Origin of the sequence: Methanobrevibacter boviskoreani JH1, from assembly GCF_000320505.1 — an archaeon.
GTDB classification, from domain to species: domain Archaea; phylum Methanobacteriota; class Methanobacteria; order Methanobacteriales; family Methanobacteriaceae; genus Methanarmilla; species Methanarmilla boviskoreani.
On the sequence record NZ_BAGX02000010.1, the window covers coordinates 20,727 to 44,182 of the forward strand.

General features: G+C 28.6%; 20 protein-coding genes, 1 tRNA gene and 1 riboswitch. Of the genes, 16 read left to right on the forward strand and 5 right to left on the reverse strand.

The window, feature by feature from the left end; genetic code table 11:
* Positions 1-89 precede the first annotated feature (89 nt).
* The 4 genes from ON24_RS01840 (at position 90) to ON24_RS01855 (ending at position 2,908) form a co-directional block, all read left to right on the forward strand.
* Positions 90-734: an HAD family hydrolase gene (locus ON24_RS01840; protein ID WP_040681743.1), complete on the forward strand. Its 645-nt coding sequence runs from the start codon at positions 90-92 to the stop codon at positions 732-734.
* A gap of 78 nt (positions 735-812) precedes the next feature.
* Positions 813-2,039: an MnmC family methyltransferase gene (locus tag ON24_RS01845; protein ID WP_040681744.1), complete on the forward strand. Its 1,227-nt coding sequence runs from the start codon at positions 813-815 to the stop codon at positions 2,037-2,039.
* 165 nt (positions 2,040-2,204) lie between these two features.
* A complete protein-coding gene (locus ON24_RS01850) occupies positions 2,205-2,444 on the forward strand; it encodes a hypothetical protein (protein WP_040681745.1) in 240 nt (79 codons plus the stop codon).
* A 143-nt stretch (positions 2,445-2,587) separates the two neighbouring features.
* Complete coding sequence (locus ON24_RS01855; protein WP_040681746.1) at positions 2,588-2,908, forward strand: transcription factor S; 321 nt, start codon at positions 2,588-2,590, stop codon at positions 2,906-2,908.
* A gap of 320 nt (positions 2,909-3,228) precedes the next feature.
* Here ON24_RS01855 and ON24_RS01860 read toward each other — a convergent pair whose 3' ends face one another.
* On the reverse strand, positions 3,229-3,585 hold the full coding sequence (locus ON24_RS01860) for a hypothetical protein (RefSeq protein ID WP_152411879.1): 357 nt from the start codon (positions 3,583-3,585) through the stop codon (positions 3,229-3,231).
* A 597-nt stretch (positions 3,586-4,182) separates the two neighbouring features.
* Between ON24_RS01860 and tgtA the strand changes: the two genes are divergently transcribed.
* The 5 genes from tgtA to ON24_RS01885 all read left to right on the forward strand — a co-directional run bounded on the left by tgtA (position 4,183) and on the right by ON24_RS01885 (position 10,137).
* Entirely contained in the window at positions 4,183-6,162 is a 1,980-nt protein-coding gene (gene tgtA, locus ON24_RS01865) for a tRNA guanosine(15) transglycosylase TgtA (RefSeq protein ID WP_040681748.1), read from the forward strand.
* A 152-nt stretch (positions 6,163-6,314) separates the two neighbouring features.
* Positions 6,315-6,665, forward strand: coding sequence for a nascent polypeptide-associated complex protein (locus ON24_RS01870; protein WP_016358608.1), 351 nt, complete (start codon positions 6,315-6,317; stop codon positions 6,663-6,665).
* Positions 6,666-6,680: 15 nt separating this feature from the next.
* Positions 6,681-7,436, forward strand: coding sequence for a metallophosphoesterase family protein (locus ON24_RS01875; protein WP_016358607.1), 756 nt, complete (start codon positions 6,681-6,683; stop codon positions 7,434-7,436).
* 468 nt (positions 7,437-7,904) lie between these two features.
* Positions 7,905-8,936, forward strand: coding sequence for an NYN domain-containing protein (locus ON24_RS01880; RefSeq protein ID WP_016358604.1), 1,032 nt, complete (start codon positions 7,905-7,907; stop codon positions 8,934-8,936).
* Positions 8,926-10,137 carry a hypothetical protein gene (locus ON24_RS01885; protein ID WP_152411881.1) on the forward strand — a complete coding sequence of 404 codons (1,212 nt, stop codon included), beginning with the start codon at positions 8,926-8,928 and terminating at the stop codon, positions 10,135-10,137. The genes ON24_RS01880 and ON24_RS01885 overlap by 11 nt, the downstream gene beginning before the upstream one ends.
* A gap of 497 nt (positions 10,138-10,634) precedes the next feature.
* Here ON24_RS01885 and ON24_RS01890 read toward each other — a convergent pair whose 3' ends face one another.
* The gene (locus tag ON24_RS01890; RefSeq protein ID WP_016358601.1) at positions 10,635-10,832 is read right to left on the reverse strand and encodes a hypothetical protein; all 198 of its coding nucleotides are present in this window, start codon (positions 10,830-10,832) and stop codon (positions 10,635-10,637) included.
* 738 nt (positions 10,833-11,570) lie between these two features.
* Between ON24_RS01890 and ON24_RS01895 the strand changes: the two genes are divergently transcribed.
* Together ON24_RS01895 and argJ are read left to right on the forward strand one after the other, a co-directional pair.
* On the forward strand, positions 11,571-11,888 hold the full coding sequence (locus ON24_RS01895) for a hypothetical protein (RefSeq protein WP_040681749.1): 318 nt from the start codon (positions 11,571-11,573) through the stop codon (positions 11,886-11,888).
* A 288-nt stretch (positions 11,889-12,176) separates the two neighbouring features.
* Complete coding sequence (argJ, locus tag ON24_RS01900; protein WP_016358599.1) at positions 12,177-13,433, forward strand: bifunctional ornithine acetyltransferase/N-acetylglutamate synthase; 1,257 nt, start codon at positions 12,177-12,179, stop codon at positions 13,431-13,433.
* A gap of 443 nt (positions 13,434-13,876) precedes the next feature.
* Here argJ and ON24_RS01905 read toward each other — a convergent pair whose 3' ends face one another.
* Positions 13,877-14,137, reverse strand: coding sequence for a hypothetical protein (locus ON24_RS01905; RefSeq protein ID WP_040681750.1), 261 nt, complete (start codon positions 14,135-14,137; stop codon positions 13,877-13,879).
* 845 nt (positions 14,138-14,982) lie between these two features.
* Positions 14,983-15,057, reverse strand: a tRNA-Lys gene (locus ON24_RS01910).
* Positions 15,058-15,170: 113 nt separating this feature from the next.
* On the opposite strand from ON24_RS01910, the gene ON24_RS01915 reads away from it, so the two are divergent.
* Positions 15,171-15,488: a zinc ribbon domain-containing protein gene (locus ON24_RS01915; RefSeq protein WP_016358596.1), complete on the forward strand. Its 318-nt coding sequence runs from the start codon at positions 15,171-15,173 to the stop codon at positions 15,486-15,488.
* A 156-nt stretch (positions 15,489-15,644) separates the two neighbouring features.
* On the opposite strand, the gene ON24_RS01920 is transcribed toward ON24_RS01915, so the two are convergent.
* Positions 15,645-16,733: a cation:proton antiporter gene (locus ON24_RS01920; RefSeq protein WP_236254913.1), complete on the reverse strand. Its 1,089-nt coding sequence runs from the start codon at positions 16,731-16,733 to the stop codon at positions 15,645-15,647.
* Between the two features lie 187 nt (positions 16,734-16,920).
* Positions 16,921-16,988, reverse strand: a riboswitch (Fluoride riboswitch).
* A gap of 264 nt (positions 16,989-17,252) precedes the next feature.
* Here ON24_RS01920 and ON24_RS01925 point away from each other — a divergent pair.
* The 4 genes from ON24_RS01925 (at position 17,253) to dptF (ending at position 23,455) form a co-directional block, all read left to right on the forward strand.
* On the forward strand, positions 17,253-18,455 hold the full coding sequence (locus ON24_RS01925; protein WP_040681752.1) for an AAA family ATPase: 1,203 nt from the start codon (positions 17,253-17,255) through the stop codon (positions 18,453-18,455).
* Positions 18,456-18,577: 122 nt separating this feature from the next.
* Complete coding sequence (locus ON24_RS01930; protein WP_016358593.1) at positions 18,578-19,294, forward strand: IspD/TarI family cytidylyltransferase; 717 nt, start codon at positions 18,578-18,580, stop codon at positions 19,292-19,294.
* Between the two features lie 218 nt (positions 19,295-19,512).
* Entirely contained in the window at positions 19,513-20,532 is a 1,020-nt protein-coding gene (locus ON24_RS01935; RefSeq protein WP_016358592.1) for an alcohol dehydrogenase catalytic domain-containing protein, read from the forward strand.
* A gap of 433 nt (positions 20,533-20,965) precedes the next feature.
* Positions 20,966-23,455: a DNA phosphorothioation-dependent restriction protein DptF gene (dptF, locus tag ON24_RS01940; protein ID WP_040681753.1), complete on the forward strand. Its 2,490-nt coding sequence runs from the start codon at positions 20,966-20,968 to the stop codon at positions 23,453-23,455.
* The last annotated feature ends 1 nt before the right edge of the window (position 23,456 follow it).

The window sequence follows — 23,456 nt, forward strand, 5'->3', positions numbered from 1 at the left end:
ATCTTAAATATAAAATTCTTAATTGTATTTAGAAATAAGTATATAAAATATTTTTTATAGTGAAATATTTAATTATAGGAATAAAAACAATGAAAAAATTATATATCTTTGATTTTGATGGCACTTTGCTTAATACAATTGTAGACTCAATGGAATGTTTTAATAATGTTTTAAGTTCATATGGCTTACCAAGATATTCTGTTGATGATTATTCAAATATTGTTTATGATGATTTTTTAAAGTTTTTAAAGGATTTACATAAACAACATAGTGATATCAGTGTCTCAGATTTCTTTTTAAAGTTTGATACAGATTATAATAAAATTGAAAAGCCTCATACTCATGTTTATGATGGTATTTATCAGATGTTAGATTCTCTAAAAGCTAAAAATATAGACTTAGCTATTTGTTCTAATAAATATGGGCCAAATCTCATTGATCTTGTTGATGAATTCTTTAAGGACTATGAATTCATTGACATATCCGGTTCTGTTGTGGAAAAACCAGATAAGCCAGATCCATATAGATTAAATGAAATCATAAACAATTCTAGTTATAACAGAGATGAGGTTTTATATATTGGTGATAAGAATACTGATATATTAACAGCAAAGAATGCCAATTTGGATATGCTGCTTGTAACATGGGGTCAATCTACGGAAAAAGACTATTTAAGTGATTATCCATTAAAATTTGTAAAAAATCCTATTGAAATTGCTAATTTAAATATATAAATACTAGTTTTATCTAAAATATACTTATATTTTATTTTTAATTTTTTTTAAACTAATTTTTCAAATTAAGCTGATAACATGACATATCAAGATGATGCTGTAGTTATAGACAATGATGTATTTGAGATTATCAAGGAAGCATTTGACAAGGAAGTAGAAACAAATGATTCAAAATATAGGGAAAATCTATTTAATCAAATAAAGGATTATTTTGTTAAAACGGATGATGGTTCCTATTCAATAAAATCAAGACCAATTAACAATAAGGTTGAGACATTACACACCAAATCAGGTGCAATATCAGAAAGCTTTAAAAAATTTATAGATCCGTTAAAACTTGACTATTCAAGGGATATAGCTATTTTGGATATCTGTGCAGGTCTAGGTTATAATACTTCAGCAGCGGTTTTTGATTTTATGCAACATACAGATAATACAACCAGTCTTAAAGTGGATATGGTTGAAATATCCCCCGAGACATTGGCCTGTGGAATGATTGTACCTTCTCCAATTGCGGAACATGATATTGTTAAAAAGGCTATTGAAGATGAGTTAGTTCGTTCTAATTTTGCATCACTTCACCTTGGGTCATTTGAAATCCCAGACAACATTGATATCTCAGTTTTTATTGAGGATGCAAGACAAACTGTTCAGAGATTAGAGGATAATACCTATGATGCAATATTTCTGGATCCTTTCTCACAGACCATGGCACCTGAGTTATTTACATGTGACTTGTTTAAGGAGTTTAAAAGGGTCATTAAGGATAACGGAATTGTTGCAACATATACCTCATCAGCACCTGTAAGAGGCGGGTTTATTGAAGCAGGTTTTCATGTTGGTGAAGGACCAGTTTTTGGTCGTTTCCAAGGTGGCACTATAGCTAGTCCAAATCCTGAAACTTTAGGTAAATCTTTAAATATCCTTGATGAACGACGTATTGCATTATCAGATGTTGGTATACCATTTAGGGATATTAACCTTAATAGTTCAAGTGATGGAATCAATCAGGTTAGGACAGAAGAAAGACATGAGAAAAGACATGTAAGTAAAATATCCTCAGCTGTAAAAACACCAATATTTTTAGGTGAAGATATAGATGATGCTCCACTTAAAAGGAGAGTCGAAAGGAATTTAGCAAAAGTTAATATTCCGGGTGTAAAATCTGATGAGGCTTACTATATTATAGAACCTCAAAATGGTTACAGTGAAGATTCAAATTTAAAACATAACTCAAGAGATAGGATATTAGACATGTCTAAAAGATTAGATGATGTAATCAATGGTAAATTTAATGGTAATTAGAAATAATTAATTATTTTTTTTTTATGAACTTAAAATTAAAGTTTTTATTTAATTTATCTATTTATTAACTTTTCGATTTAAAATGTTTACTTCTTAAAAGTTCAAATTAGTTAAATTTAAAAGTATTAAAAAGTAATGTAAATATATCGTATTGAAGTGATTATTATGGCAGATAATGATGTATGTATGGTTGGAGTTTTTTCAGATGAGTTTATGGAAAAATACACAAAATTTTCATCATTTGACCAGATGAAAAGGGAATCTCCATTGTCAAATGTAAAAACAGCAGATCTATTTGATAACAAGAGATGGGATAAGTTTGTTAAAAAAACGACTCAATTTGATTCATGGAAGGAAATGTTATTAAAATCTGCAAATGAACAATTAAAAGAAGATAAAATCTAAAGGGAAATTTAAAACAATTATTTATTTTAATTTATGGTAATGAATTAATCATTATGAATTATTTTAATAATTGTAAAATAAAATTAGTCTAAGAGATAATAAACAAAGGAATAAAACAAAACGATATAAGAGGTTTTAATTAAATGAAATTCTGTCCAAAGTGTGGTGCAATGATTCTTCCATCTGCTGATGGTAAATTGAAATGTAAATGTGGTTATGAAGAAAGTTTAACTAAAGAAGAAGTTAAAGATGAATACAGTTTTGAGGGAGAGAAAAACGAAGAACAAAAAGTGGTAGTTACCACTCCAGATGATGTTGTACTTCCAACTACTAAAATTACATGTTATAAATGTGGAGGTACTGTGGGATATTGGTGGACTCTTCAAACAAGATCTGCTGATGAGGCTCCTACTTACTTTATCAGATGTGCTAAATGTGGAAACACCTGGCGTCAAAGTAATTAATTACTCTTTTTTTAATTATATTCTATCTATTTTTCTTTAAATTGAATTATTAATTGTATTAATCTATAAAAAACAGTGCAATATTATTTTAAAAAACAACTTTTAAGATAAAAAGCTTTAAGTTATTAATTTTAAAAAATAGGGTTTTAATATCAAATTAAGATTTAAGGCATGGATCTTTAAAAATAGAATTTTAATTTAAAAATAGGCTTAGGTTAAAAGTCTTAAAAAAATACATTTTTATTTGAAAAATAGTCTTTGGTTTAAAAAAATTAAAGAATTAAAAAAATGTAAGTGTAAACATGTTTATTTACACTTTTTTATGCTACGTTTTCAAAATTGCCGTTTTTTCTTTGTTGGTAAATTTCAGGATATTTTTCAGCATATTCTTCTTCACTCATATACCTTTTTTCACCATTTACCATTTCATAGTATGTATCATTATTATTCAAGTCACCACCTTCTATATTAACATCAGCAGTTCCATTACTATTATTTAAATCACTTGTATTATCAGTTAAATTAATTGTAGCATTAGTTGAATTGTTTTCTAATGTTGTATTATTATTTGTGTTGTCGGTGGTAATTATTCCGCTTGTAACAACTAAACCAAGTGCTAATCCTACAATTAATACAATCAATATTAGTGTAAATGATTTGCTTGCTATATTAATCACCTCTTTAATAACTATTAGAACATTATCTAAATCTCTTAAAATAAGTGATTTTTAAATAATATTCAATTTTTAAAATTTATTTGATTTGCTTGTTTAATTAACTATCTTTTTTAATATTTATATAATTTTTGCAAAAAGAATTTATAAAATCTTATAATTTTGCAATATCTCTATAAAATTTTTTTCAAGATATTTTTCTAGAAATAATTTATTTAAATAGTATATATAATAATTAAACGAAATTGATATCTGGTTATGAAAGTAGAAATAATAAGTAGATTTTTACTTTATTAGACATTTGAGAATCTTTAATGTCCCAATTAATATTTTAAATTTATATGAATAACTGATAAATTTATTAATTCTTAACTGGTGGATGTGATACTTGTATATGACATTCATTTGATTATCTTTTAGGATATGGTTTTGATTTTTAATTTTCTATTTATCATTAAATTATTGATTAGTTCAAACTATTTTTTTATTCCATATCTAAATACTACAAACCATTAAATAATTTATTATACAAAACATTCTTATAATAAATACTAATTTTTATTTTAACTATTTTTTTATAATTTTTAATGAGGAAAATTAATGTTTGAAATTAAAGCTAAAGACAATAGGGCAAGGGTTGGAGTACTTCATACCCAACATGGTGATGTACCGACTCCTGCATTAATGCCCGTTATACATCCCGGAAGACAAACTATTGATGTTAGTAAATATGGTGCGGATATTGTTATTACAAACTCATATATTATATTTAAAGATGATGAGTTAAAACGAAAAGCATTAAAGGAAGGGGTTCATAAATTAATCAATTTTGATGGACCTATTATGACTGATTCTGGATCTTTTCAGTTATCTGTTTATGGTGATATTGATGTTACTAATAAAGAGGTTATTGATTTTCAAGAAGCTATCGGTACAGACATTGGAACAAGCCTAGATATTCCAACTGCACCTTATGTTACACGTAAAAAAGCTGAAGAGGATATGGAAATCACTATTGAAAGGGCTAAAGAGGCTGTTCAATACAAAAAAGATAATGATATTTCCATGCTTTTAAACTCTGTTGTTCAGGGATCCACATTTTTAGATTTAAGAGAGAAATGTGCAGATGAACTTACAAAGTTAGATGCGGATTTATATCCGATTGGTGCTGTTGTTCCTTTAATGGAAATGTATAAGTATGCGGATTTGGTGGATGTTGTAATGCATTCCATGGAGCATTTGCCTGATGATGTACCTAGACATTTGATGGGTGCAGGTCATCCAATGATTTTTGCATTATGTGCTGCAATGGGTTGTGATTTATTTGATTCTGCAGCATATGTTTTATATGCTGAGGATGATAGGCTTTTGTCCACAAGAGGAACATATAAACTTGAAAATTTAACTGAAATGCCATGTTCATGTGAAGTATGTTGTAAATATACCCCTGATGAGTTAAGGGCATTACCTAAAGAGGAACGTGTACAATTAATTGCACAGCATAATCTTGCAGTATCTTTAGGTGAACTTAGAACTGTTCGTCAAGCTATCTCAGAAGGAAGTTTAATGGAACTTGTTGAAGAGCGTTGTAGAGTTCATCCTGCATTATTGGATGGTTTAAGACAATTAGGTAACTATACAGAGGATTTAGAATATTATAATCCAAGTAGTAAAAATTCAGCATTCTTTTATACTGGTCCTGAATCACTTCAGAGACCTGAGATAAGACGTCATATTCAAAAAATTCGTCAAATGCCTAAAAAATCCACATTGGTATTGGTTCCGCCCACAAGAAAACCCTATTCTAAGAATCTATCTGGAAAGTTAGGAAGATTCTATGTTTATGGGGAGGAAAAGGAAATAGACTTAGATGATTGTGACTTTATGGTTTTGGATATTCCCTTTGGTCTTATACCTCTTGATATGGATGAGGTGTACCCTTTAAGTCAAAACGATGCACCAAGAAATATGGATACGGATTCAATTGAATTTATTGAGGATTGCCTTGCGGAATTTTCTGAATACTATAATCAGGTTTTAATACATCAGAGTATTGCAAACCATTATGGCTTTGATTTTAGTATTATCCATCCACAATCAGACGAGATAAAATATGTTAAAGATGATATTAGAAAGATTAAAGCTATTGCTGATTATCAATTTGGAGTAGGTGCAGGGGATGCTTTATTTGATGGTAAAATCAAGATTGAAAAGTCTAAAAAAACTGGTAAAATAAGACATATCTCATCAGATGGCAAACTTGTTGCTAACATGAGGGCATCTGATTCATTTTTAGTACTTACAAAAGATGGTGGAAGAAAATTACATGCAGCTACAGAATATCCTCAAAATAGGGTAGTTGTAAATCAGGATTCCGAACCATTTACAAGGGATGGAAAAAGCGTTTTCTGTCAATTTGTAGTGGACTGTGATGATAATATACGTGCAAATGATGAGGTGCTTATTGTAAATGAAGACGATGATTTACTTGCAATTGGTAAAGCGCTACTTAATAAAAGAGAGATTGAAAGCTTTAATAATGGTCAGGCTATTAAAACCAGAAAGGGTTTTAAAAAATAGTTTTTAGCCAAAGTTTTAATAATGGTCAGGTTATTAAAATTGTATAATCTTTTAAAAAATAATTTTTTAGTGGAATCCTTATAAAAAAATATTAAATAAAATGAGTACTAATATTTATAATATAATTTATATGTTAACAGAGGTTTTATAAAATGATACCTGGTATGAATCCTAAACAAATGAAACAAATGGAAAGACAAATGAAAAAAATGGGAATGAAAATGGAAGACATTGAAGGCGTTGAGGAAGTCGTCATTAAATGTGAAGATAAGGACATTGTCATTTCCAATCCTGAAGTAAATGTCATGACTGTAATGGGTAGTGATACCTATCAGATTACTGGTGATGCTCAAGAAATAGAAAAGGAAGTTGAAATCGAAATCAATCAGGAAGATATTGAACTTGTAGCTAACCAGGCAGGTGTCTCTGCTGAAGATGCAGAAAACGCTTTGATTGAAGCAAAAGGAGATCTAGCGGAAGCGATCCTCAAATTAAATCAATAAAGTTTGATTGATATTATGGTATTAATAGCTCATATTTCAGATTTACATGTAAGTCATGTGGGTTTCAATGAATCTGCATTCCTGAGGGCAGTTGATGAGATAAATGCATTGAATCCCGATATGATTATTTTAACTGGTGACTTGACAGAAAATGGTTATTATGCACAGTTTGAAGAAGCTAAAGAATACTTGAAAATGTTTGAGTCTAATCTCTTTGCAATACCTGGAAATCATGATGCAAGGAATATTGGAAAACAATCATTTGAAGATTTGATAGGGGATTGTAGTTGGAAACTTACAAAAGACGATGAGGATGTTGTGGTTTTGGGATTAGATAGTACCACTCCAGATTTGGATGATGGAAATATCGGTAAACTACAGCAGTTATGGATGGAGAATGAATTAGACAAGTGTATTCTTGAGAATAAATTCTCCATTGTTGCAATGCATCACCATGCAATTCCTATACCAAGAACAGGTAGGGAACGTAATATATTATTTGATGCAGGTGATATTTTACAGTCTGTAATTAGTCATGATGTTGACATAGTTATAGGTGGACATAAACATGTTCCGAATCTTTGGAAAATGCAAGGTACTTTATTTGTTAATGCAGGATCCTTATCTTCTTACAAATTGAGAGGTAAAGACGTTAACTCCTATAATACTATAGAAGTCACTGATAGGGATATTGAAATTTATTTAAATAAATTAGATGGAAACAAAATATTACTTGGTAACTTCAAACGTAGGGATGCTGTTGATTTATAATCAATATTTTTATTCTTTTCCACTTTTTTTAACTTTTTTTTAAAATCTATTTTTTATAATTTATTTTGTAAAAACTTATCTATTTTTAACAATTCATATACATATATTTAGTACATTTTTATAGTTTTCTGTTTATACATCAATTTAATTTAGTTCAGGTATTTTTTCATTATGAAAATATTTTTTATCTATTTTATTTGATTGTATTTTGAATTTAAATGGCTTATTTTTTTCTGTTTTTGATGATTGTCTATTTTGTTTTCTAATTTAGAAACTAATTTTTAAATAAGTTTTTAAGTATTAAAATTAAACTATATAATACTAATAAAATTTAAATATGTGATAAGAAGTATATAATATTATGATTTATTTTTTAGTTTCAAAAAAATAATTTTTAAAAGTATTTCAATGCTTTTATCGACAGGATTAGAAACAAATTATAATTATTAAAGAAATGGGGAATATATAATGAAAGTTATTGTTGATGCATCTAATGTTGCACATTTTAGAAAAAATGAAAATGATGAGCCGATGCTAGCTAATATTTTGGCTGCTGTAGATGCTTTGGAAGCTAAAAATGATGAATTTATGGTTATAGCAGATGCATCATTATCTCATGATATTGATAATAAAGAAGACTATCATAAATTAGTTGCTGATGAGAGTATTGAAGAGGTTCCTACCGGAAATAATGCGGATCATTACATTTTAAAAATAGCAGAGGAAAACAATGCTAGAATATTGTCCAATGATAAGTTTAGGGATTTCAAGGATGAGTTCTTAAATATTGATTCAATGAGAATTCCATTTTCCTTTGACGGCAGTAGACTTGTTATGGGTAAATCCAAATCACCTAAAAAGGACAAGAACATTCTACAGCATATCTGTGATAATATTTTAGATCAATTGGAATCCAAACGTTGGGAAACATTTAGGGTTAAAAACGGTATTGAACTTACACCTTTAAATATTGCAAAGGAGGCCATTATTCAACTTGACGACGCTCAGAATTCAGGTTTGGATAATAAGATTGAGGGTGTCCTATCTAAGATTCCTATGTTTAAGGAAGTTATGAATATGGTGGATGGTGTTGAAACTGCAGCTCCATTTATAATATTTGTACTTGTACATCCTAGGGATTACAAGGTTACCGTTAAAAACGCAGGTTCCATTTCTAATGCGGTATCTGAAAGGTTAAGATTACCTAAAAAACCTTTAATAGCAGTTCGTAATGATTTGTTTACAAAACCGGGAACCTTTAATTTAAACACTCTATATAGTGATGAGGTCATGGACTATCCTCCATTTAATATAGAGATTCATATTGACAGCTTTGATGAGACATTCATTAAGAAAAATTCAAGAAACATTGCAAGTACTGTTGCATCCAGGTTAGGGTCATGGAAATTCCCATTTGTTACAGTAAAACCGGACATAATGCTTGAAAATCCTGGAGATTTTGAGATATTCCTTGAAAAGGGAGGCTATGATGATGTCTGATCACCCAATCACAAGGTATTTAATCTCTCTTTTTACTCATCATAAAGCTTTAAGTATCGGAACTAAATTTTATCCTACAAATGAAACAGAAACAGAATATGTGGATCTCTTTAATTATACAGAAACCGTATTACTTGAGATTCAGGAAGCACAGATTACAACTGACAGTATTTTCTATAATCTGATTCGTGATGTAGGTAAGGAAAATATACCTCCTAATCATAGTTTCTATGAATTTAAACCTGCAGAGCAAAGGGTAGAGGAGTATGCACTTGTAAGTGATATCATAATGGGTAACGACCGTTATTTATATGTTGAGATACCTTATCCTAACAATATCATTAACGAATTTAGTAGAATGATTATAAACTCCCATGGTGAGATTGTGGAGCAGTCCGCCACAGAGATTATAGCAAGAATGGTCAGTAAGAATATGGCAATTAAGGTTGCCCTTCAGATGATCAGTTTAGGTTATAAATTCAACATTAAAGTTGTAGGTGCAGTGGGAATGACAGGTGCTGCGGCACTTGAGAGATCCATTGACTATACCCATGAGGTTGGTGAGTTTTCAGGTGTGGCATTTACCAAACTTGGAGGGGAGTATGCCATTGTAATAGACGGTCCATTTGAGATTGGCGAATCTCATAAACCAGTTTACGATAACTACCTATTTATTGATATTATCGATTCAACAGGTTTTATCTCAAAACATGGAAGGGATAAACTTTTAGAGTTAATGACAGGTGTTAATAACTTTATTGAGACTCAATGTCAAGGTCAAATTGAAGGTTATCGTGAAGGTGGAGATGACTTTATTGCAAGATTCCCAAGTAAGGATTTGGCAATCCGTGCTGGACTTGATACTGCCTGGTACATTCTAAACAATGGTGCAAAAGTTAGGGCAGGTATTGGAAGAAGTAGAAGGGAGGCAGGTGAAAGGGCTCAACTTGCAGATCAGATATTTGTAATGGGGAATCCATTATCACTTGTAGTATTTGAACTTGCAAACGGTATCTATGCATATAACATACCTTCAGAGTTTTCAAGAACAATTATAGATTTATTGACTAATCAGAAAGGTAAACTAGTTGGATTATTAGTTGTTGTGGCTTTCTTGGCTTATTTTGTTACTGCAATTGGTCATCCTGGATTTATACTTGCTATATTGGTTCTTGTATTGATATATGGTGCATTGTCTTAATTTAAGACATCTCTATTTTTTTATTTAAAACATTAATCAAAGCTCTTAATTGATCTTTTTTTTATTTTATTAAAACATTTAGTTATATCTTTTTTTAAAACATTTAATTAACGCTTCTTTTTTTATTTTCATTAATTATTTATCATTTGTTTGATTATAAACTATCATTTTTTTATTATTTTCTAAAAATGCCCTTTGATTATTCTTTATTCTATTTATAAACTCTTTAAATTTATTTAAAAATACTAAGTCAATTATGTGTTATTTAAAACATTTAAAAATAGTAAGTTAATGATTGTTTTTCTTGTATATAATTAAAAATAGTTGAAAGTTTATTTAAAGTGATTTCAGCCTTCAGATATCTAAAATATCTAATTAGAATAAGTTAAAATTTTAATTTTTTTAAATGGATATAAAACGTTTATTATTAATATAAATGTGTAAAAAGCAGTAAAATGATTGTTAAAGTATAAAAAATGTTGTGTTTTAAAAAAAATCTAAAGTTCTTCCTCACTTCGACGTTTAGCCTCAAGTAAGATACGGGTGACTTCTTTAGACCTTGCACCTTTATCTAATTTCCAATTCTCAGACGCATTATTGTCTAACCAATTAGCCAAGTCTTTTGGAAGAGAAATATTCATTCGTGATTTTTCGGATAGTTTCCAAATCCTATCCACTTCTTCTTTATTTGCCATTATAGTATAGTTTTTATAATCATATATATATTATTTTCTCATTATTTATATAAATATTTCAATATGTGTACTTATGATTACAAATATAATGTAAAATATATGTAATTATAATCAAGTGTAATGTTTTATAAAATTCTTTATAAATGTGTGTATGTGTGTATGTACACACAAACTTATATTTTCTTAAATTTAATACATTAAATCTCAGGTTTTTATTAAATTTTAAATGATTTGTTTTGTTAAATAAATGTAAATATTTTATGGATTTTATATCTATTATTAGTAAAGACATTTTTTTAAAATATATTAAATTATGTTTTTATTTTTTAAAATCTAATACCTATTTTTCTAAATTTTCACTTATGTTATTTAAATTATCCTTATTTATATCGTTTTGCATTGATTTATCCATTTCCAATTTTTTAGTAAAAATCTGTCAAATCAATATTAACTGTTTATGTGTGTACACACATACACACATAACAAAGTATATAAATAGATTTTAATATAATAGTATATAATTAGTATAACATTCTGGTTTTCACAGTCCCATACGGGAATGTGATTTTGAATATCTATTGTTAATTGTATAGATTTCAATGTGGATTGATTGTAATTTTTTAATATACAATTATAATCATATTGAAAAGCAGTCTTATTGAAACAAGTTTAACAATATTCTTTTATCAGGATGTTATTGATTTATGGCAAAAATAAAAATTAAGGTATTTGGGAAAAATGAGTTCTAGAAGAAGACGAAAACAACAGAGAATATTTCTCGGTTTTATTTTATTGATTGTTGCATTTGGTATAGGATCTACTATAGGTATCTCAATGGGATTTAATAGCGGTGACGATAATGTTGTGCAGAATAATACAACACATGTTCCAGTGGATGTAACCCATAACATCAGTGCATATGAAAATCACTCAGATGATACTAATGAGAACTTGAATGCATCTACATCAAGTGAAGGTGTGGTGGATTATCAGTCACATAACTCATCAGATTCCTATTATCAGACAACGGATGTCAATGGATCTCAATATTATTAAACACTCCCACTATTAATAATTCCCAAAATATTTTTTTATTTTTCTCATTTTAAGATATTTTTTTACTAATTTTAATTTAGATTTTCCTAAGGTCTTTTTTTTCTTATTTAATTTTTGAATTTCGATTTATTTTTTTAACATACATCTAAACTATATTTAGAAGGTTTCTAATTAGAGATTGAATATTATCCTGATTTTACTTTAATTAAGTAAAGTTTTTAAACTTCTTAAACCAATATCTAATTAGTAAATTATTATTTTTTTTATAATACTATTTTGATGATATAAATGTTTGAGAAATCTGATAAAGTTAAACTCATTGATGGAGGAATATGTGCCGTAAGTGATGTACAGGCTGCAGGATTTAAAGAAGGTAAATATGGGGTATCAATTATAGTGTCCCCAAATAGTAAAGCTGCAGGAGTATTCACATCCAATAAAGTGGTAGCTGCACCTATTACCCATACAAAAGAAGTCTTGAAGGATGGTAGACTTTCAGCAATTGTAATTAATAGTGGTAATGCAAATTGTTTTACAGGCGAGCAAGGTATTGAAGACTGTGATACAATAGTATCACATGCAAGTGAACTTTTAGGAATACCTTCCTCTGAGATTGCATCCTCTTCAACAGGTGTAATCGGAAGAAAGATGCCTATGGATATAATATTGCCTTTGATTGACAAGGTCTATCCAAATCTAGATCATTCAATGGAAGCTTCTACTGATGCAACCAAGGGTATGATGACTACTGATATGCATGTTAAACAGGGTGCTGTAGAAGTCGAGATTAATGGAAAACCTGTTAAGATTGGTGGTATCTGTAAGGGTAGTGGAATGATTGCACCTAATATGGGTACAATGTTATGTTTTATCGCAACCGATGCAGAGATTGATTCCAGGGAGATTCAAATCGCAATTAGAAATGCAGTTGACGTAAGCTTTAATATGGTTGTTGTTGACGGAGACCAGAGTACTAACGATACTGCAATATTGATGGCTAATGGTCGATCCGGTGTTGATGTAGCACCAAAAGGCGTTATTAATAAGGATTTCCAAAATGCCCTAACCTACCTTTGCATGTCACTTGCAAAACAGATGGCACGTGATGGTGAGGGAGAGACTAAATTTTTAGAGGTCAATGTTGAAGGCGGAAGATCTCCTGAGGATGCAAAACTTGCGGCAAAGGCAGTTGTAAGTAGTATGCTATTTAAAGCTGCAGTGTTTGGTGAGGATCCGAATTGGGGTAGAATCGTCTCAGCGGTAGGATATTCCGGCTGTGAATTTGACCCTGATATAGTTTCAATAGCTATTGGATGTGAGAGTTTATTTAGAAATAAAGACACTGATAAATCCGTTTATCTTGTAAAGGATGGGGAAATCTTAGCATTTGACGGAACTGAAAATCTTAATAAGGCTGAAAAACTAATGGCTTCCGAGGATATTGTAGTTGATATTAACCTTAACATGTCTGATGGTGAGGCAACTGCCTGGGGCTGTGATTTAAGTTATGATTATGTTAAAATTAATGGTGAATATACCACATAATCTTTTTTGATCTTTATTTTACTTTTTTATCTTTATTTTTATATGATGTCTTTTTAATCTTTATTTATCTCTTTTATTATCTTATTTGCTATTTTATCAGTCTTTTTTTTAAAATGAGTATAATACTTTAATTTAATAGATTATTTAATTTATAAAACTATTAGAATTGTTTTAATTAAATATTCAATATATGTATGTGATAAAAATAGTTAATTGAAAATATTGAATTAATGCGGAAAATTAAGTAAATCCGGATAATCTCTTATTAAGATAATATTTCATTATTGGAATCCAAACGATTACAATATGATTAAAAAAATAGTATAAAAACTAATAAAATTATTTTATTAATCTTTTTTAAAAGTATTTTTATTTTAATTTTATTAAATTAGGATTGTTTTTTTTCTATTTTTAGTGCCAGAAACCTAATAGATATAAATCGTCTAATAGCTCGTCGTCTTCTCTTGTTCTTTTCTACGTCTTTCTGCTTCCCGAATCCTTTCCTGGTACTCATCGGATTGAAGGTATTTTTGATATTCTGCTTGTTCCCTTGCTTTTATTTGGGCTTTAATTACCTTTTGACGTTGTTTTTCACGTTTATTAATGGCATTTCTCTTCTTTCTTTTATTGTTATAGGCTTCTAACTTTTTGATAAGTATCTGCCAGTATCTACCAAAGTCCTGTAAAATCTTTTCAAAATCCATATTACCACCTACTTAAACATTAATAATACTATGTTTTAAGTAAATAAAATTTTTTCTTTTTAAATTATTTCTTATTGGAATTTATTGGATAAAAGATTTTATTATTATTAAACATTGAGAAAAAAAGTATTTTTTTAATTTAAAAATCCAAATAATAGAAACTATTATATACTACATAAAAGAAATATCTTTATGTTATATAATACATTCTATTTCTTTTAGAATTTTTTATTAGAAATACTATAAATTAGATTTTATTATAATCCGTAGTACTTAACTATAAGTATTATACATTTTTTTATTAAATCAATATTACAAGGTGAAATTATGGCAAAAGTTAGAGGTACTAATAAAAGAACTAGACCTAAATCTGGTTATAAAAAACCTGGAAGTAAACATGGTAGAGGAGCTAAGCAAACCTGGAAAAAACGATAGGTTTGTTTAAATCTAAATATTTTTTTACTTCTTTTTATACAATTTTATGAATTTTTAATTACTTATTTTGTTTTTAGCTTAGTCTTATTTTTTTATTGTCTTATTTTTTTTATATTACTTTATTGTTTATTTTGTTTTTAGTTTGGTTTTATTGTTTTTTTGTTTATTGCCTTATGTTTTTTGGATTATTATTTATTTGATTTTCTGGTTTTTTTTCTTTCTATGGTTGTTTTATTTTTAACTTATTTTGGATAAGAATTATGGATGGATCATTGGAATTTGGATGTATAATTTAGAGTCTTATTTTCCATATCAAAAACTAGTTGAATAAAGTCCCAAAATAAGAATTAAATAGTTAAAATGATTTAAAAAAGTGTATAAAATAAGTAAAATCTTTAAAAATAGTTAAGCGGGCCTGACGGGATTTGAACCCGCGGCAACAAGGTTAAGAGCCAAGCGCTCTAGCCAGACTGAGCTACAAGCCCACATGATATTAACAATTTCTGTTTTTCATATTATTTAAATATATGTTTTTAGTATATAAAACAGGGTAAATTTTTGAAAAAGAATTTAAATTATAAATTTTATATTATTAACTATGGTTAGATATTGTAAGAAATGTGGAGCAAAAGTGGATAATGATATGTTTAAGTTTTGTCCTAAATGTGGAGAGGAACTAAGTTCCAATATGGTTTTTTGTAACAACTGCGGATCTGTTATTGAGAACAAGGATTCCAAATTCTGTCCCAAATGTGGAAAGCCAGTAGGTTCTACTGTAAGTTCTCCGTCACCAACATTTAACAATAACGTTAATAACAGTAATCAATCCGATAGTGATAACCTGATTATAGTCGGGGTTACAGCCGTAATTATTGCTGTTATTATTTTGGTTACTTTGTATATCATTTCAATTTAGCTTTAGTGCCGGAACATATTTAATAATTCCCTTCTTTTTTTAAATATTCTTTTTTCTATTCATTTTGAGTCTATGAAAACTAAAAAAAGTAGAATAAAACAGTTTTTACCCTACTATATCTATATTTTTTAAATACTGTTCATTTAATATCAAATTTCATTGGGAGGACCTTGCTAAATCCTCCTCTGTTGGCGCAAAGTATTTGTTTCCAATAATGCTTGGAATAATCGCACTTAGAACTAAAACTCCAGTTAGGATACTGTAGATGTTTGTGGATATCAGATTGTTATTTAAACCATAGGCCGCGGCAACAAGACCAAATGTCAAACCGGTACTCATTATCAGGGTAACATACATGTGATATCTGCTTAACGTTGCCCTTACAATTGTGTATACTCCTATGAACTTTCCAACCTGACGGATAATAAATATTAGTAGGAATATTCCGATTGAACCGATAATGACAGGTATTGAAACTTTGGCTCCTCCAACTATAAAGAATATTGGTGTAATTATACTGAATGCAACGGTTTGTAACCTCTGTAACATATCATTCTTGTTGGTGTGGCTGAATGGCTTTGAGAGAATGGTTCCAAGAATGAATACAGGAAGCAATGCCTGTCCGCCACCTAATGCTGCAAAGAATATTAACAATACTATCAGTAGGAATATATATTTGAGCTCAAGCTCATTACTTGTCATGCTGAAGGTTTTGCTTTCAAACAGTGTGTTTGAATATTTGTATGAAAATAGGAGTATGAGTATTGATGCGATTATAAAGATCAATGTTTCATAACCTGGCCTCATAAATAGAACACTTAATGCCGTTGCAGTGCAGATGTTTGTTATAAATGTGGAACCCATAAGTATTGTCCCTATCTTACGTCCTGAAAATTCCATATCGAGAATTATTGAATAAACTATTGCAATGGAAGTTTCGGATAATGCGGTTGCAACAAGCAGTGCGGATTTAAGTGGCCAGTTTAGTAGATAATTACATGCTATAAATACTAAAACAAAGGATATCAGAAAAGATCCAACACCAATGCCAATACATTCGGACAAATTCTTTCTCATTACGTCTATATCTATTTCAGTACCAGCAAGAAATGTTAAAACCATACCGCCTAAACCTGCAACGTATATCATCCATGATTCAGGTTCAAGCAGACCTAAATTTCCCGCAACAATTCCCAGTACAATCTCCACAATGGATATGGAAATTCCCCATTTAATTGAAATCATGCTGGCAATCACTATTAAAACAGCCAGTACTACAGGATAGAAATCACTAATCAATTTTTAAAATCTCCTTAAAGTTAAATCTAAGATAATAAAAATCAATCTTCTCTATAAAAAACAGTATCTAATTTAAACTCCACTTCAGTGATTAAATCATGATTTATAGATTAGGTTAATCTTATTACCTTTTTGAAAAATAGAAGTCATCATTCAGTAATCACTGACGGTTAAAGGTGGAACCTCATCACCTTAATGTTATACTTTAAGATTTTTTTTATATAAACTTTTATTATTTGATTAAGTTTATTTTAATTTCTTTAAGTTATAAGAATAGTTTTAACAGGGAATTTAATTACTTGTTAAGAATTCTCATGTTTTTTAAAGTTCACTGAACAATATAATTTTAAATAATTATTTAAACCTATTATAGTAAGGGATATAATATAAAAAATAATTATTTATAAAATAAGAAAATATAATAAATTAATGATTAAATCATTATGACTGAATGGAGATTATAATATGGAGATTGCATCAAAAGAGTCATTATTTCAACCAGGTCAACCAGTTAGTCCTGAAAGATTTAAAGGCAGAAAACAAATCTTGGAAGAAATATTAAAATATTTTCCAGGGGTTATAAATGGTAATCCTCAACATTTTTTTATCACAGGTAAAAGGGGAATGGGAAAAACATCATTAGCAAATTTTGTAAGGGATTTTGCAGAGAAGAATTACTCAATGATTACAGCCCATATTATGAATGATAGTTTTCATAATGTTAATGAATTAACTACTCAAATCATTGAAAGAATATTAAATTCCATAAAATCTGAAGCCTGGTCTGAGAAGATATTTGATATCTTAGGTGATCGTATAGAACGTATTGGTTTCGGTGGAATTAATATAAAATTTAAACCAAAAGATGAGGAATTAGAAAACATTAAAGATAATTTTGCATTTTATTTAAATGATATTGTAAATAGATTTGAGGATAAAAAAGGTCTATTCATTGTTATTGATGATATCAATGGTTTATCTGAAACTCCAGAGTTTGCTAATTGGTATAAAAGTTTTGCAGATACTTTAGCTACCTCTGTTGATAATCCTCGTATTTGTTTCATGTTAACAGGATATCCCGAAAAATATAATAGATTATATGAGCAAAATCCCTCTGTTAATAGAATATTTCATGTTCATGAGTTGAAAGCGTTATCTGATAAAGATATTGAACTTTTCTATGAGGATATTTTTTCATTTTATAATATTTCAATTAATGACGATGCATTGGAAGAGATGATTTTATATTCATCAGGTATGCCTACTATGATGCAAGAGATTGGTGATGCAACTTTTTGGATTAATACTGATGATTGTATTGATATTGATGATGCATTTAGAGGTATTATTGAAGCCGGTCAAAGAATAGGATTGAAATATTTGCAACCTTTACTTGATAAAAAGATTAGAAGTGCAGAATATCTATCCTTATTTAAAAAAATCGGAAAACAATTAGTAATTAGTCCTGATAGTCCTTTTACTAAAAAAGAATTTGAAAATATTTTAGATGAATCTGAATTTCAAGTATTTAATGGTTTTATTAGGCGTGCTAAAGATTTAGGGATTATTGAATTAGCTGGTTCTAAAAAACGAGGAGAATATCAATTTACTAATCATCTATTTCCAATATATTTCTTTATTCTAACTATTAATGAAAGGAATCTTTAATCTTATTATAACTTTTTTTCTATTTTTTTCTTGGTCTACTTTCTCAAAATATATTTAAAAAATAATAAATACTAAATGAAATATAAAAATTATCATATTAAATATTTTAGGAGAGTTTATTTTTGATATTTGCAGCTATTCTAGCAGGTGGAGTAGGTAAGAGAATGGGTCAAACTGAAAAGCCTAAACAATTTTTAAAATTAGGAACCAAACCTATTATAATCCATACCATTGAAAAATTCTATGTAAACAGTAGGTTTGAGAAGGTTATTGTATTGACACCTTCCGAGTGGATTAACTATACCAAATCATTGGTCGAGGAGTATATTCCTGACAGCGATAATATTGTTGTAATCGAAGGTGGACTAGAAAGAAACGATACAATAATGGCTGCAATAGATTATATTGAAAACAACTATGGATTAAATGAGGATGACATAATACTTACCCATGATTCTGTAAGGCCATTTGTATCTCACAGGATTATCGAGGATAACATTGAAACCGCATTAAAATATGATGCATGTGACACTGTTTTTCCAGCATCCGATACAATCGTCGAAAGCCGTGACGGTAAAAAAATTACTAACATGCCCAATAGGGCATTCATGTATCAGGGTCAGACTCCCCAGTCTTTTAATATTCTAAAACTTAAAAGGTTCTTCAATGAACTTACAGAAGAGGAAAAATCCATATTGACCGATGCAGCTAAGATATTTGTTCTTAAAGGTCAGGATGTTAAATTGGTTAAAGGTGATGTAACCAATATCAAGATTACCTATTTATATGATTTGAAGGTTGCAAATAGTATTTTAGATAATAATCTAAATAGGGATTAAGTTGTTTAAGATTTTAAGTTGATATTTGGATATTTAAGTGAATTATTCTAGCTATTAACTATGGAAGTTGTATTCTAGCTATTAAGTTTGTTATAGTTTATAATTCTAGCTATTAACTATCGAAGTTGTATTCTAGCTATTAGGTTTATTTAACCATTAGGGTTTATATGGATAATAGATTATATTCAAGATTATTTTTTTAACTAATTGGTGTTGATATGATTAATACAGTTTGTAGATTGGTTTCTCCAAAATTATTTGAGGAGATATACATAGAGGTTGACATTAGGGATAAGGTTATAATAAGGCCTAGCTATCTGTCAATTTGTCGTGCTGATCAAAGATATTATCAGGGTAAGCGCTCTGCATCTGTATTGTCTAAAAAATTGCCGATGGCATTAACACATGAGGCAACTGGAGTGGTTGTTAAAGATTTAACAGGACATTTTAATGTAGGGGATAAGGTCGTGGTAATTCCAAACACGCCAGTTGAAAAGGATGATATAATAAGTGAAAACTATCTTTCAAGCTCCAAGTTTTCCTCAAGTGGTTCCGATGGATTTATGGAGGATTATATTGTAGTAAATCCCGATAGGGTTGTCAAGGTACCTGATGACTTAAATCCTGAAATTGCCTCTTTTACAGAATTCATATCCGTGGCGGTTCATGGAATTAGAAGATTCAATAGATATGCGCATAAAAGAAGAGACACCATTGGTGTATGGGGTGACGGTAACCTCGGATATGTTGTGGCATTGGTCTTAAAGATAGCCATGCCCCAATCTAAAATATATGTATTTGGACCACATCTCGATAAATTGAATCTTTTTACATTTGCAGACAAAAGATTCCTGGTGGATGATGTTCCGGAGGATGTAAGAATAGACCATGGATTTGAGTGTGTTGGAGGACAAGGCTCCCAGTCAGCTATCAATCAGATTATCGATTTAATAAATCCTGAAGGTACTATCTTATTGATGGGTGTAAGTGAATATCCAATACCAATAAACACACGTGATGTATTGTCTAAGGGTTTATCCGTTATTGGCGCAAGCCGTAGTGGAAGGGACGACTTTCTAAAAACAGTTGAATTATATGGAAATACCAGGTTTTTATCCTATCTTGAAAGTATTATAGGTGAGGTAATTACAGTAAGAAGCCTTGAGGATATTCATTATGCATTTAATAGGGATACCAACCTTAGATTTGGAAAAACAATAATGAAATGGGAAAAATAGCTTTTATTTTGGTTTTTCTCTCTATTTTTGTTATATTTTTTAAAGTAATATTTTTATTAAAAGCATGTTAAAATATTTATATGATCTATTTTTTTTTATTATTGCTATTTTTTTGAAATTTTAAGATTGTAATGTAAATACTATTTTTTTTTTTTAAATGTGATCTGGTTATTAAATAATTTTTTATTATTTAACTTTTTAAAAGCTTTAAAGATCTAAAAACTATTTTAATAGTTATATTCTTTATGTGTAAAAATTTTAAGATCTAATTTTATGAATAAATCCTTAAAATTTGTTTATTTTTCTACTGATAACTTGCTTATTTTGTTTAAAAAAGCATTTAAAAACTTTTATATTCTATAAATTAAAGATATATTATTAATTTGATTTAGATCTAAAATTAGAATACAGTTAAATAAATGAGGTTTAATGTATGGAAGAAAATTGTTTTAATTTTTTAGATGACGGGTTTGGTGAAATTTCAGAGGAATGTTTTTATTGTGAAAAACATTTAGTAAATAAAGATTATAAAGATTCTATTTTTAGAGCAGGTACCGCTGCCGAGAAAATTGTAACTCTTATATGTGAAATTGAAAATCTGGACTATTTATCCCGTCAAAATCAAAAAAGAAAAATTAAGGGATTAGTTGATATAAAGGTAATTCCCGTTAAATTAGAAGGAAATTTTGAATTTGTTCGTAGGGCACGTAATAATGCAGCTCATAGAAATATTAATGATTTAGGTGTAAGAGCTAGTGAAGTTCACAAAAAATTATATGAAATAGCTGTTTGGTTTTATAAGAAATATGGTGATGAAAATTTTGAAGCACCCGACTATAATGGACTTATCTTTAGAAATAAAAGTATAAATACATCCAATGGGGAGTTGGGTAATGAAACAAATTCTGGTGTTTTACCTACTGGGCAAGAAATTCCGGAAACAATCGAAAATACTGAGAATAAGGATGTTGGAACTTCTTCAGAAACGGATAATAACAAAGATGTAGCACAACAAACAACTGAAACTTTTAGGGATGTTGAGCAAGAAGATCAAAAGTTATCTGAGATAAAAAATAGGATTAATGATTCAATAAATGAAGTTTATTCTGAAGTGTATGATGGGGATATTATTGATATGGAAGTTGGTTCTAATTTAAAAAATTATACATTTCAGAAATATGATGGAAGTTATTTATTAAATGAGTTAACAAAGCTCAAGGATTCCTCTAGGGAAGCAGTTGAAAGTGATGATAATTTAAATGATTTTAAAAAATACCTTCATGTAAATAGGTCTATACAAGATGAATTTATTAAAGAACTTAAAAGAGTTCAGGATAAACCCTCAAGTCATTTAGTCATGTTATGTGGTAGTGTAGGTGATGGTAAATCCCATATGTTAGCATATTTAAAAACATATGAACCTGAATTATTTAATAAATTTACCATACACAATGATGCAACTGAAAGCCAAGATCCTGAAGAGACAGCAATAGATACTCTTGCTAATGTTCTTAAATCATTTAATGATGAGAATATTGAAAATTCTTCCGAAAAATTTATTTTAGCAATTAATTTAGGTGTTTTAAATAATTTTTTAGAATCTGATTATTGTAAAAATGAATATACTAAACTTAAGGAAATTATTGATGATGCTAATTTATTTGATTCCAAGACTGTTACAGAAAATAGATTTTATAATCATGTTAGTTTTATAACCTTCAGTGATTATAATTTATTTGAATTAAATAATAACGAAGATTCAAATTATGTTTCTTCTAATTATTTAAGTGCTCTATTTAATAATGTTATAAATAAAAGCGATAATAATCCATTTTATTTAGCATACAATTTAGATAAAAGGAATGGACTTGAGAGTTCTATTATTGATAATTATGAGTTTTTCTCTAATGAGAATAATCAAGAAATAATAATTGAGTATCTGATTAAGGTTTTTAATAAATATAAAAAGATTATTTCTACAAGGGATTTATTAAACTTTGTCTATGAAATTATTGTACCTCCAGAAACAGATAAAGAGGATTTAAATTTAAATAATTTACTTCCAAATTTATTGTTCAATGATACAAATCGTTCAAGTTTATTAGAATTGTTTAATGACTTAGATCCTACTATCGAACGTAGTGAAGAATTGGATAAATTTATCATTGACTTGTATATTAATGATGATATTAACAAGGTTTTAGATAAATACTATTTCAAAGAAGAAATGTCATTTTTAGAGCCTTATTTTGCTGATATTAATAACACTATTAAAACTGAAACTAACAAAAAATCTTATAAAACGGGGTTAATAAGTCCTTTAATTAGATTAGCAATATTTTATGGCAAACCATCAATTAAAAAAGCCTTTAAAGATGAAACTTACTTGAGGTATCTTAAATATCTTTATAATTATAACATTGGGAATATTCATGGATATAAACAATTATTTATCGAGGTTAAAGATTCCATTTTTAAATGGAAGGAATCCGAAAAGAAAAACTATGTATGTGTTGATGAGTTAGATAGTTTTAAAATTTTAAAGAAGATATATTTAAAACCTAGTTCAGTAAAACAAAATAATTCTAAAATTAACAATGAAAATAATTTAGATAATGTTTTAGGAAATAGGTTTAAAAATGAAATCGAACTTTATTTTAAAGTTAGTGATGATTTTAATGAAAATAAAATTCCAATTACTGTTGATTTCCAATTATATAAGTACATTACAAAAATTAATCATGGATTTAAGTTAAATGTTAATGAAAAAGAAAAATTAACTGTTTATAACCAGTTTGTTGAGTCAATAATTGAAGGACAAAATAGTAAAACTTTAATAATCAAATATTTGGAATCTAATGAGGAATTTTTATTTGAGTATAATGATGATTTTGACACCTTTGAATTTAGAAGTGAGGTATAAT